This window comes from Streptomyces sp. 2131.1 (assembly GCF_900105515.1).
GTDB classification, from domain to species: Bacteria; Actinomycetota; Actinomycetes; order Streptomycetales; family Streptomycetaceae; genus Streptomyces; species Streptomyces drozdowiczii.
Genome location: NZ_FNSY01000001.1, coordinates 2,219,979 through 2,231,534 on the forward strand (window position 1 = coordinate 2,219,979; position 11,556 = coordinate 2,231,534).

Sequence of the window (11,556 nt, forward strand, 5' to 3'; positions counted from 1 at the left end):
AAAATCAAGCCCCTCCGGCGATTGAGGAGCGGGGGTACGGGGGCAGCGCCCCCGCAACACCTCAGCGGCGGGCCACACCCTCCGCCCGCGCCGCCGCGGCCACCGCGGCCGTGACCGCCGGAGCGACCCGCTCGTCGAACGGCGACGGAATCACGTAGTCCGCGGCCAGCTCGTCGCCGACGACGTCGGCCAGCGCGTTGGCCGCCGCGATCTTCATGCCCTCCGTGATCCGGGACGCCCGGACCTGGAGCGCGCCCGCGAAGATCCCCGGGAACGCCAGCACGTTGTTGATCTGGTTCGGGTAGTCCGAGCGCCCCGTCGCCACGACGGACGCGTACTTGTGCGCGATGTCCGGGTGGACCTCGGGGTTCGGGTTGGCCATCGCGAAAACGAACGCACCCGGCGCCATCGACGCCACGGCCGCCTCCGGGACCGTCCCGCCGGAGACGCCGATGAAGACGTCCGCGCCGGCGAGCGCGACCTCCAGGGGGCCCGAGATGCCCGCCCGGTTGGTGAGCTCCGCCAGCTCCCGCTTGACGTCGGTCAGGTCCTCGCGGTCCCGGCTGACGATGCCCTTGCGGTCGGCGACGGCCACGTCACCGAGCCCCGCCTCCAGCAGGAACTTGGCGATGGCGACCCCAGCCGCACCGGCACCGGAGATGACGGCGCGCAGGTCGCCCAGGCTGCGCCCGGACAGCTTCGCCGCGTTGCGCAGGGCGGCCAGCGTGACGACGGCCGTGCCGTGCTGGTCGTCGTGGAAGACCGGAATGTCCAGCCGCTCCTGGAGCTTGCGCTCGATCTCGAAGCAGCGCGGCGCCGAGATGTCCTCCAGGTTCACCCCGCCGAAGGAGGGGGCGAGCCGGACGACGGTCTCGACGATCTCGTCCGCGTCGGTGGTCGCGAGCGCGATCGGCACCGCGTCCACGCCGCCGAACTGCTTGAAGAGGATCGCCTTGCCCTCCATCACGGGGAGGGACGCCTCGGGACCGATGTCGCCGAGGCCGAGCACCGCCGTGCCGTCCGTCACGACGGCGACGACCTGCGACTTCCAGGTGTAGTCGTGGACCAACTCGGGCTGCTCCGCGATGGCGGAGCAGACCTTCGCCACGCCCGGTGTGTACGCGAGGGACAGGTCGTCCTTGTCCCGGATCGGGACGGTGGCCTGCACGGCCATCTTCCCGCCCCGGTGGAGGGCGAAGGCCGGATCGAACGGCTCGTCGGTGGTGCTGTCGGTGGTGCTGTCGCTGCGAGGATTGACGATCTCCGCTGCCATGGTGTTGACCCCTTAAGTCTTCATCGTTTGAGGGTGGCCACTCCTGGTTGAGGAGGGGTGGGCGGACCCGCGTACGCGCCCTGCGCCCGGCGGTTGGCCCGCCCCGGCAGGGGGAGATACGTACGCGCGGGCGCGCCGCACACGCGCCCTGAGCCCCGGATGAGGGGTGTAAAGGTCTTTCTTACCGGACGGACCAGGTCAGGGACGAGTTCATATCGGCTCCGTGACATGACTCATAGTGGGCTGCCATTTCAACAGGTCAGCCTTGTGCCGCGCCTGAGTCCACGGCGTGAGACGCGCCGCAGATCCTCCGGTGACGAGAAGGAAACCCCATAAAAGGTCCGGCCGTGGTGTACCGGCCTCAAGAGGTTCGGGGATCGCCCGTTACCCGATTTTGACATGCCGGGCCCCCTGTTCGGGCTAATCCGCATGGCAACATGCCGTAATCACACAAGGCGGCGACACCCGATGCCGTGTTTCATTACCGCCCTGGCAACCACCCTGACCTGCCGGAGGAACCCGATCATGACCGCACGCTCCACCCGTCGTACGGCCGCGAAGACCCGCATCGCCGCGGTCGGCGCCATCGCGGTCGCCGGCACCATGCTGCTGACCGCCTGTGGCGACCAGACGAAGAACAACGACGCCGGCGGGTCGGAGACCGCCAAGACCGGCACCGGCACCTCGTCGCCCGCGGACCTGCTCCCCGCGGACATCAAGTCCAAGGGCGTCATCAAGGTCGGCTCCGACATCGCGTACCCGCCGGTCGAGTTCAAGGACAAGTCCGGCGAGACCGTGGGTATCGACCCCGACCTCGCCGCCGCGCTCGGCAAGGAGCTGGGCGTCGAGTTCCAGTTCGAGAACGGCACGTTCGACACCCTGATCACGGGCCTGCGCTCCAAGCGCTACGACATCGCCATGTCGGCGATGACGGACAGCAAGGAGCGCCAGGAGGGCATCGACCCGGAGACGAAGAAGAAGGTCGGCGAGGGCGTCGACTTCGTCGACTACTTCACCGCCGGTGTCTCGATCTACACCAAGAAGGGTGACGACCAGGGCATCAAGACCTGGTCCGACCTCTGCGGCAAGAAGATCGCCGTCCAGCGCAACACCGTCTCGCACGACCTGGCCAAGGACGAGTCCAAGAAGTGCGCCGGCGGCAAGAAGATCGCGATCGAGGCGTTCGACACCGACCTGGAGGCCCAGACCCGTATCCGCTCGGGCGGAGCCGACGCCGGCTCCTCCGACTTCCCGGTCGCCGCGTACGCGGTGAAGACCTCGGGCGGCGGCAAGGACTTCCAGATCGTCGGCGACCAGGTCGAGGCGGCCCCGTACGGCATCGCCGTCGCCAAGGGCAACGACCAGCTCACCAAGGCCCTCAAGGCGGCCGTGGACGCCATCATCAAGAACGGCGAGTACGAGAAGGTCATCGCCAAGTGGGGCGTCGAGGCCGGCGCGGTCACCGAGGCCAAGGTGAACGGCGGGTCCTGACCGGATCCGGCGCTGAAAGGCATCAGCCGTGACTGACATCAAGAAGACGGGACCGGTCGACGAGCCGCCCGCATCCCCCGCCACCGAGGCGCCGACCGCACCGGAGGCCATCCGGGCCATCCCCGTCCGGCACTACGGCCGGTACGTCTCGGCGCTCATCGCCATCGCCCTGCTCGCCTCGGTCATCTACGCCTTCAGCCAGGGCAGGATCAACTGGGGCGCGATTCCGGACTACTTCTTCGACGACCGCATCATCGACGGGGTCGGCCAGACACTGCTGCTGACCGTCCTGTCGATGCTGATCGGCGTGGTCGGCGGCGTCCTGCTCGCCGTCATGCGCCTGTCGAGGAACCCGGTGACCTCGTCGATCGCGTGGTTCTACATCTGGTTCTTCCGGGGCACCCCGGTCCTGGTCCAGCTGTTCGTGTGGTTCAACCTGGGTCTGGTCTTCGAGTACATCAACCTCGGGCCGATCTACAAGGACTACTGGTCGAGCTTCATGACGCCGCTGCTGACGGCGCTGCTCGGCCTCGGCCTCAACGAGGCCGCGTACATGGCGGAGATCTGCCGCGCCGGTCTGCTCTCGGTCGACGAGGGCCAGACGGAGGCGTCGCACGCCCTGGGCATGAGCCACTCGAAGACCCTCCGGCGCGTCGTGATCCCGCAGGCCATGCGGGTGATCGTGCCGCCCACGGGCAACGAGGTCATCAACATGCTCAAGACGACCTCTCTGGTGGCGGCCGTGCAGTTCTACGAACTCTTCAAGAACGCCCAGGACATCGGGCAGAGTTCCGGGTCGCCGGTGGAGATGTACTTCCTCGCCGCCGCCTGGTACCTGATCATGACCTCGGTGCTCAGCGTGGGGCAGTACTACCTGGAGCGGTACTACGCGCGTGGATCCAGCCGGAGCCTGCCGCCGACCCCGTTCCAGAAGGTCAGGGCCTCGGTGCTGTCCATCGGCCGCCCGAAGGGAGGCATCGCATGACCGCGATGGTGAAGGCCGAGGGCGTCCACAAGTCCTTCGGCGCCGCGCACATCCTCAAGGGCATCGACCTGGAGGTCGCCCCGCGCGAGGTCTTCTGTCTGATCGGCCCGTCCGGTTCCGGCAAGTCGACGTTCCTGCGGTGCATCAACCACTTGGAGCAGATCAGCGCCGGACGGCTGTACGTGGACGGCGAGCTGGTGGGCTACCGCCAGAAGGGCGACAAGCTCTACGAGCTCAAGGACAGCGAAGTCGCCCTGAAGCGCCGGGACATCGGCATGGTCTTCCAGCGCTTCAACCTGTTCCCGCACATGACGGCGCTGGAGAACGTCATGGAGGCGCCCGTCCAGGTCAAGCGCGAGGCCAAGGCGGTCGCCCGGGCCCGCGCCGAGCGGCTGCTCGACCGGGTCGGCCTCGGCGACAAGGCGAAGAACTACCCCTCGCAGCTCTCCGGCGGACAGCAGCAGCGGGTGGCCATCGCCCGGGCGCTGGCCATGGAGCCGAAGCTGATGCTCTTCGACGAGCCCACCTCGGCGCTCGACCCGGAGCTGGTCGGTGACGTCCTCGACGTCATGCGGGGCCTCGCCGAGGACGGCATGACGATGGTCGTCGTCACCCACGAGATGGGCTTCGCCCGCGAGGTCGGCGACGCGCTGGTCTTCATGGACGACGGTGTGGTGGTCGAATCCGGCCACCCGCGCGACGTCCTGGGCAATCCGCAGCACGACCGGACGAAGTCGTTCCTGTCCAAGGTGCTCTAGGCGTGGGGAAAGGGGCGGTACGGGCCACGTCGGCCCGTACCGCCCCTTTCCCTTGCCCGGGTCACTTCTTCGGCAGCAGCTCCGGGCGCAGCATCAGCTCGCGCAGCTCGGCGCGGGTGAGCGGCGGGGTCTTCAGGAGCGGTCCCGGCGCGTCGTCGGACTCGAAGCCGGTGCTGTCGCGTACGGCGAGCACGCTTCCGTCAGCGAGGGTGAGCCGGGCGACCAGCTCCGGGCCCCACTGCGGGGTGCCCTCGCCGTAGTCCATGTCGTCGCTCCAGATGGTGAGCACCCGGCCGCCGGACAGTTCCTCGCGGACGCAGTCGTCGGGGGCCGGCGCGCCATTCGCCGGGTGGCACAGGTCCTCGACGGGCGCGCCGCCCAGCTTCTTCCGCACGGCCTCCGCGTCCCTGACGTCGACGGTCAGGTAGCCGACGCCGCCGCCCCGGCGGACCGAGTACTGCCCGTCCAGCGGTCCGGTCCGGGAGGGGTCGTCCGGCGGCGGCGAGACATGCTTGATGATCTCGGCGAACGACACCTCGTCGAGCCTTTCGACGTCGGTCGGCAGCAGCTCGATCAGCAGCACGTCCCGGGGCGTGCCGCCGGGCTCCTCGGCCAGGGACCCCACGGACGAGGTCTGCGGGGCCGCCGGCGACGAGGAGAGCTGGGGCACGACGAACGCCCCCGCCGCCACCGCGCACACCGCCGCCGCCGAGACCGCGGTCCGGCGCCGCCAGCGGACCCGTGCCGCCTTCGCGTAGACCGCCTCCGTGCTGACGACCGGCTGTCCGGCGTCCTGGGCGGCCTTCCCCAGCAGCTCGCGCACGTCGTCGTTCATACCAGTACCTCCGCCATCTCGGCGCGCAGCGCCGCCAACCCCCGAGCCGTGTGGCTCTTGACCGTGTTCTCCCGCATCCCGAGCGTCTCGGCGGTGGCCTCGACGCTCAGGTCCTCCCAGTAGCGCAGCACCAGCACGGCCCGCTGCCTGGGCGTGAGCCGGGCGAGCGCCGCCCGTACCGCCAGGCCGGTGTCCGTGTCGGCCGCCTCGACGGCCCGCTCGGGCAGCTCCCCGTACGCCTGCTCGCGGCGCCAGAACCGCCGACGGGCCGCGATGAAGGTGTTGACCAGGGTCTTTCGCGCGTACGCCTCGATGTTGTCGAGCCGCCCGTGCCGCCGCCCGCCGAGCACCACCTTGACCAGAGTCGTCTGGACCAGGTCCTCGGCCTCGTGCCGGTCGCCGCAGAGCAGGAACGCGCTGCGGAACAGGGCGGTCCGCCTGCTCTCGACGAAGGCGTGCAGCGCGGCGTGGTCATCGCTCCGCATCCTCGGTGTCCTTCCCCCGGCCCGCGGGCGCGGACCGTCTCACCCTTCCAGTGCGGTGGGCCCGGCGGCGGGTTGCGGCTCGTACGGAAAGAATTCGGGAGGCGTTCGGGAGGCGTTCGGGAGGCGCGGCGACCGTCCCGGCACCCCCACCCCCGTTCGTAATACCCTGTACGCTAAACGACCCATTACGCCGCACCGCACCACCCCCTGGACCGACGTCGTAAGGACAACTCGTGGAACTGGCCTATTACTCGGACTACGCCGTGCGTCTGGTCAACACCGAGGAACCGGCCCGCAGCAAGGACGTCCTGACCTCGGTCGAGGCGGTCCGCGACCTGTTCGGCGTCAACGGCCAGGCGGCCCGGCGCGCGACCGACGCGGACGTCACCCGGTTCCGGTCGGTACGGGCCCGGCTGCGCGCGGTCTTCGAGGCGGCCGACGACGGGGACGAGCGGCTGGCGGTCGACCTGCTCAACTCGCTGCTGCTGGAGTTCCCGGTCAGCCCGCAGATCTCCGGCCACGACGTCCGCGACGCCGACGGCAAGCCGGACTGGCACATGCACCTCGCGGACCACCCGTCCAACGCCACGGCGGGCTACGCCGCGATCGCCGCCATGGGGCTGGCCTTCCACCTCACCTCGTACGGGGTGGACCGGCTCGGGCTGTGCGAGGCCGCGCCGTGCCGCAACGCCTACCTCGACACCTCGACCAACCGCTCCCGCCGCTACTGCTCGGACCGCTGCGCGACCCGGGCCAACGTGGCCGCCTACCGGGCCCGCAAGCGCCTGGAGACCGAGCGGGCCGCCGACACCGGCCGCAGCGCGGAGAACGCCCAGGCCAGCACCGCGCGTACCGAGCGCTGATCCTTCGTCAGCGGCCGGTACCGCGCCCGCACCCTGGCCAGCACCAGCTCCTCGGGCACCGTCCCGTAGTCCGTGCTGTCCCCGCCCGCGAAGCTGTTGTCCCCCAGCACCCACCAGCCCCCGGCCCGCCGCTCCACGGCCCGCTTCACCACCAGCAGGTCCTGCTGGAACGGGTGGCGCAGAATCACCACGTCCCCGGGACGCACCGGCGCCCCGTACTGCACGAGCAGCCAGTCCCCGTGGTAGAGCGTGGGCACCATCGACGGGCCCGTCACCTCCACCACCTGGAAGGGCACCCGCGCCGACAGCCCCCGTACGGGCTGCTCATCGGCCGGCTCCGACACCTCCGACACCTCCCTCATCTCCTCCGGCACCTCCCCGGTCCGTCCAGTACACCGCCCCTCACAGGGTTTCGTACATTCGGCCACTGGACCCACACTCATCCCGGACTTTTGGCCTAAGCCCCCGGGGGCACTCGCTGAAAGAGGCTTCTCACGGAGTAATGTCCCACCTGAGAAGACGATCACGAGGAAGGACAGCTCAATGCTTTCCCGCCTGTTTGCCCCCAAGGTGAAGGTCAGCGCCCACTGCGACCTGCCCTGCGGCGTGTACGACCCGGCCCAGGCCCGCATCGAGGCGGAGTCCGTCAAGGCCGTCCAGGAGAAGTACCAGGCCAACGAGGACGCGGACTTCCGCACGCGCGCGGTCCTGATCAAGGAGCAGCGCGCCGAGCTGGCGAAGCACCACGTCTCGGTCCTGTGGAGCGACTACTTCAAGCCCCCGCACTTCGAGAAGTACCCGGAGCTGCACCAGCTGGTCAACGACACCCTGAAGGCCCTCTCGGCCGCCAAGGGCTCGAACGACCCTGCCACCGGCCAGAAGGCGCTGGACCTGATCGCGGAGATCGACAAGATCTTCTGGGAGACCAAGAAGGCTTGATCTCCGGTTAGGCCGTCTGACCTGCGGTTTCGCTGGTCGGACTCCCTACCGGTCCGCACCCGGTCCGCAGGCCGCCGAGAACGGCGTCCATCACGGACCGGGTGCGGTCTTCCTCTCCAGGCCACAGGTGCGCGTAGATCCGCAGCGTGATGACGGCGGACGCGTGGCCGAGGACCATCTGCACCTGCTTGACGCTCGCGCCGCCCGCGATGAGCGCGGAGGCGTAGAAGTGCCGCAAGTCGTGGGTCACCATGTGCGGCAGCTCGACGGGCTTGCGGCCCTCGTTCTTGGCCGCCTCGCTCTCCTCCGCCTGGAGCGCCCTACGGGCGCAGTTCCACTCGGTCTTCCAGCGGCGGTAGTTGAGCGGCTCCCCCTCCTCCATCGTGAACAGCCACTCCGGGGAGGGGCGCGCGGCGAGGTGTCCGAGGAGCGCGTCGGTGACGACTTCCCCGACCGGAACCGTACGCCGGGACTTCGCGGTCTTCGGCGGGCCGACCTTCCCCGACTGGAGCCGCTGCCGCTCCACGCGAATGTTGCCGACCTTGAAGTCGACGTCCGCCACCTTCAGGCCCAGCAGCTCACCTATGCGCAAGCCTGACCCTGCGAGCACGACGACGGCTGCCCGGATGTACGGCGGCATCACGCGTGCCATGTCCTCCACCTGGGCGACGGTGGGCGGAGTGACCTCCTCGTCCGGCATGACCGGAAGGGTGATCCGGCGGCACGGAGTGGATGCGATGACCTTGTCGTCCACGGCCGCGGTCATGACGCGCACGAGGACGTCGTGGACGTTCCGGACGCTGCCGGGGCCGAGCTGGTCGGACAGGTGCTTGAAGAGCACCTGTATGTCGTTGCGGCGTATCGCCGCCATAGAGCGGGCGCCGAGCGCGGGCACGAGGTGGAGCCGTAGCGCGTTGTCGGTGATGCGCTCACCCGCCTCACTCGCAATGAGCGAGCCCTGCCACCTCTCGGCGTACTTCTCGAAGGTGACGCGGCCCGCGCGGGGGTCGACGTACTGGCCGGTGACCATGCTGGTCGTGACCTCGTCGAGCCAGCGCTGGGCATCGAGCTTCCGCTCGAAGTGGCGGGCGTGTTCCTTGCCGTCAAGGTCGCGGTATCGGGCGCGCCATTTGCCGTTGGGGCGCTTCTGTACGTTCGCCAAGTGGCTTCTCCTCTGTGCTGGTTGTCAGTAGTGGCCCCCGTCCTCGATGTCGCCGCTGAGGACGCGGGCGTCTCGCTCGTCCCCCATGAGGCGGAGGCACTGCTCGTGGATCGCCCGCGAGCTGTCCGGGTGTGCCTTGATGTGGTCGGCGACGGCGACCACGGCGCGGTGCAGGCGGTCACGGGCGTCACGGGTTTCGTAGAACGCTTCGACGGCTTCCTGGACGAGCCGTCGGCTGTCGACGTCGAGCCCTTCGAGGGGCGGCGACATCAGCTCTTCGAGGGGCAGCTCGAAGACGCGGGAGAAGGCGAGCGCTTCATCGAGGTTGATCCGCCTGCGGGGTGATCCGTTCTCGATGCGCCAGACAGCCGTCTGGTTCATCTTCACGCCCGCTCTCGTCACCCGCTCGGCCAGCTCGGTCGTGCTCCACCCTCTGACCTCGCGCTCCAGAGCCACACGGCCGGCCACGTTGCCTTCGCTGTAGAGCAGCGGCACCTCGCCACCCTCGACCATCTCGCCTGCCATCGAACCTCCATCTCCACCGTCATAGCTATCCCAATTGAAACATGAGCTTCCCGATTTGGGTAACCGCCAATCCTGGGGTACAACTTTATGCAGATCGAATCGCCATCTAGTCGAATGGGAATGCATGCGATACCTGACCACCGCCGAGGTCGCCGAGCGCTACCGCACAGCCGAGAGCACCGTCCGTTACTGGCGCCAGCTCAAGAAGGGGCCGCGCGGCATCAAGGTCGGCAAGCGGGTGCTCTACCCCGAGACCGAACTGCTGCGCTACGAGCGCGCGCTGGCCGACGGCGGAGACGAGTGGGGCCTGGCCTCATGAGCCGCAGGCAGTTCCGGACACAGCAACGGCCCCCGGCGCGCCAACGCCGAGGGCCGGAGATTCCCCTGCACATCGCCCATCCCTGAACGATCGAACCGGTGGGGGCGAGACCTTGCCCGTCTCGCCCCCACCCGAGAGGAACAGCTATGGGAGACCCTACGTCCCCCGCCACCTCGAACACATCCCACAAGGTCGTCTGGCCTGCCGCTGCGGTCCCCGGACAGGGCATCCCGTGGCACCGTCCGGACCGAGCGGACAGCCAGTCCCCCTCTCCGGGGACCGGCGACCGACCGGTCCGTGCCGCTGGTCCGGTCGGTCCGGAACCAGACCGGTCCGCGACCGAAACCCGGACCGAGGTTCCGGTCAACCCGGACCAGGTACCCGGACCGACAGAGAACGTACAGGTCAGCGGCCCATCGGACCGGACCGGGAACCCGGACCATGGACCCGGTCCGGAAGCCGAGGACCGGGCGGAGAGTTCCGGCCGGTCGGCTGGCGAACCCGGACCAACGGTCCTGGCGGACCACGGTGATCCGGGGATGGTCCGCGAACCCGGACCGGGGACCGGGGGCCGTGAGGGTGCCGGACTCACGGCAGGCGGGGACCAGGAAGGGACCGTCGTACTGGACGATCTGCGGGCGGCGATCGGCCGGTATGTGGTGCTGCCGAGCGAGGAGGCGCTGTCGGCGGTCACGTTGTGGGTGGCGGCTTCCCATATTCAGCCCGCTCTTCAGCATGCGCCGCGTCTGGCGGTGGTGGGGCCGACGAAGGGTTGCGGCAAGTCCCGTGTCCTGGACGTGCTCCACGAGACCGTGCATCAGCCGATGATGACGGTGAACACCTCGCCTGCGGTGGTCTTCCGTGTGATCGGCAAGAACCCTCCGACGCTGCTGGTGGACGAGGCCGACACCATCTTCGGTCCCAAGGCGGGGGACAAGGAGGACCTGCGCGGTCTACTGAACGCCGGGCACCAGCGCAACCGGCCGGCCTGGCGGATCTCTGGTCCGGAGCACAAGCCGACGGCGTTTCCCACTTTCGCCATGGCAGCGCTGGCGGGGATCGGTGACCTGCCGGACACGATCATGGACCGGGCGGTCGTGCTCCGTATGCAGAAGCGCAAGCCGGGCGAGCGCATCGCCGCGTTTCGCTCGCGGTACTCGGTTCCGGAGCTGAACGCGCTGCGGGACCGGCTGACCGCCTGGCTGGCTCCGCTGCGGAGCACCGCTGGGGGCCTGGTTCCTCAGATGCCGGTCGAGGACCGCGCTGCCGATACGTGGGAGCCGCTAGTGATCGTCGCCGATCTGGCCGGCGGGCACTGGCCTTCCCGGGCCCGTTCCGCCTGCCTGGCGATGGCCAGGAACGAGGTGATGCAGGACGAGCAGACGACGCTGAAGACCCGGTTGCTCCGGGATATCCGCCGCGTGTTCGAGCAGCAGGGCGGCATAGGGGCGCTGCGCAGCCACGACCTGCTCGCCGCTCTCGTCCAGGACGCCGAGGCACCGTGGGCCGAGTACGGCACCAAGGGCCTGAACGCCTACCACCTGGCCAACCTGCTGCGCGACTTCGGCGTCGCCCCGGCCAACCACCGCTTCGAGAACGGCAGGCAGGCCAAGGCGTACGCCCGCAACCAGTTCCTCGACGCCTGGGCCCGCTACTGCCCCGACCCCGCCCCACCGGCACCCGCAGCCAGCGACGCCGCGCCCGCACGTCGGGCCCAGGGCAGGCCACCGATCCCACCGACCGGCACGCCGCCCGTTGGACCGCCCGGAGGGCCTACCGGCCCCCGGCGTACTCGCTGACCCCGGCTCCGTATCCATCCGTCGCATCCGTCCCCGCGCAGGTCAGCGCGGGGACGGAGTTCCTTGCCGATACGGATCACTCCGTACCTGCAACGGTCTCCGTACCTGTTCTGACCAGCAAC

General features: G+C 69.3%; 13 protein-coding genes. 7 read left to right on the top strand and 6 right to left on the bottom strand.

Annotated elements, in window-relative coordinates; all coding sequences use genetic code 11:
• Nucleotides 1-61: 61 nt before the first annotated feature.
• Nucleotides 62-1,273, bottom strand: a complete 1,212-nt coding sequence (locus tag BLW14_RS09710; protein WP_093706270.1) for an NAD(P)-dependent malic enzyme — start codon at nucleotides 1,271-1,273, stop codon at nucleotides 62-64.
• A 525-nt stretch (nucleotides 1,274-1,798) separates the two neighbouring features.
• Here BLW14_RS09710 and BLW14_RS09715 point away from each other — a divergent pair.
• The 3 genes from BLW14_RS09715 to BLW14_RS09725 are packed head-to-tail and all read left to right on the top strand — an operon-like array spanning nucleotide 1,799 to nucleotide 4,507.
• Nucleotides 1,799-2,764, top strand: coding sequence for an ABC transporter substrate-binding protein (locus BLW14_RS09715; protein ID WP_093706272.1), 966 nt, complete (start codon nucleotides 1,799-1,801; stop codon nucleotides 2,762-2,764).
• 28 nt (nucleotides 2,765-2,792) lie between these two features.
• Complete coding sequence (locus BLW14_RS09720) at nucleotides 2,793-3,749, top strand: amino acid ABC transporter permease (protein WP_093706274.1); 957 nt, start codon at nucleotides 2,793-2,795, stop codon at nucleotides 3,747-3,749.
• On the top strand, nucleotides 3,746-4,507 hold the full coding sequence (locus BLW14_RS09725) for an amino acid ABC transporter ATP-binding protein (RefSeq protein ID WP_093706275.1): 762 nt from the start codon (nucleotides 3,746-3,748) through the stop codon (nucleotides 4,505-4,507). The genes BLW14_RS09720 and BLW14_RS09725 overlap by 4 nt, the downstream gene beginning before the upstream one ends.
• Nucleotides 4,508-4,568: 61 nt before the next feature.
• Here the strand turns inward: BLW14_RS09725 and BLW14_RS09730 are convergent, their stop codons facing one another.
• On the bottom strand, nucleotides 4,569-5,342 hold the full coding sequence (locus BLW14_RS09730; RefSeq protein WP_093706277.1) for a hypothetical protein: 774 nt from the start codon (nucleotides 5,340-5,342) through the stop codon (nucleotides 4,569-4,571).
• The gene (locus BLW14_RS09735) at nucleotides 5,339-5,827 is read right to left on the bottom strand and encodes a SigE family RNA polymerase sigma factor (RefSeq protein ID WP_018521072.1); all 489 of its coding nucleotides are present in this window, start codon (nucleotides 5,825-5,827) and stop codon (nucleotides 5,339-5,341) included. The genes BLW14_RS09730 and BLW14_RS09735 overlap by 4 nt, the downstream gene beginning before the upstream one ends.
• Nucleotides 5,828-6,060: 233 nt before the next feature.
• Here BLW14_RS09735 and BLW14_RS09740 point away from each other — a divergent pair, with 233 nt between their 5' ends.
• On the top strand, nucleotides 6,061-6,690 hold the full coding sequence (locus BLW14_RS09740) for a CGNR zinc finger domain-containing protein (protein ID WP_093706278.1): 630 nt from the start codon (nucleotides 6,061-6,063) through the stop codon (nucleotides 6,688-6,690).
• Here BLW14_RS09740 and sodX read toward each other — a convergent pair.
• On the bottom strand, nucleotides 6,594-7,052 hold the full coding sequence (gene sodX, locus BLW14_RS09745) for a nickel-type superoxide dismutase maturation protease (RefSeq protein WP_177153936.1): 459 nt from the start codon (nucleotides 7,050-7,052) through the stop codon (nucleotides 6,594-6,596). The two genes, BLW14_RS09740 and sodX, sit on opposite strands and share 97 nt — an antisense overlap.
• Before the next feature lie 181 nt (nucleotides 7,053-7,233).
• Between sodX and sodN the strand changes: the two genes are divergently transcribed.
• Nucleotides 7,234-7,629, top strand: a complete 396-nt coding sequence (gene sodN / locus BLW14_RS09750) for a superoxide dismutase, Ni (protein WP_073963998.1) — start codon at nucleotides 7,234-7,236, stop codon at nucleotides 7,627-7,629.
• 7 nt (nucleotides 7,630-7,636) lie between these two features.
• On the opposite strand, the gene BLW14_RS09755 is transcribed toward sodN, so the two are convergent.
• Both BLW14_RS09755 and BLW14_RS09760 read right to left on the bottom strand, forming a co-directional pair.
• Nucleotides 7,637-8,791 carry a tyrosine-type recombinase/integrase gene (locus tag BLW14_RS09755; RefSeq protein ID WP_093706282.1) on the bottom strand — a complete coding sequence of 385 codons (1,155 nt, stop codon included), beginning with the start codon at nucleotides 8,789-8,791 and terminating at the stop codon, nucleotides 7,637-7,639.
• A 24-nt stretch (nucleotides 8,792-8,815) separates the two neighbouring features.
• Entirely contained in the window at nucleotides 8,816-9,316 is a 501-nt protein-coding gene (locus tag BLW14_RS09760) for a helix-turn-helix transcriptional regulator (RefSeq protein ID WP_093706284.1), read from the bottom strand.
• A 124-nt stretch (nucleotides 9,317-9,440) separates the two neighbouring features.
• On the opposite strand from BLW14_RS09760, the gene BLW14_RS09765 reads away from it, so the two are divergent.
• Complete coding sequence (locus BLW14_RS09765; protein WP_093706286.1) at nucleotides 9,441-9,635, top strand: helix-turn-helix transcriptional regulator; 195 nt, start codon at nucleotides 9,441-9,443, stop codon at nucleotides 9,633-9,635.
• Nucleotides 9,636-10,174: 539 nt separating this feature from the next.
• Nucleotides 10,175-11,434 carry a DUF3631 domain-containing protein gene (locus BLW14_RS09770; RefSeq protein WP_093706288.1) on the top strand — a complete coding sequence of 420 codons (1,260 nt, stop codon included), beginning with the start codon at nucleotides 10,175-10,177 and terminating at the stop codon, nucleotides 11,432-11,434.
• The last annotated feature ends 122 nt before the right edge of the window (nucleotides 11,435-11,556 follow it).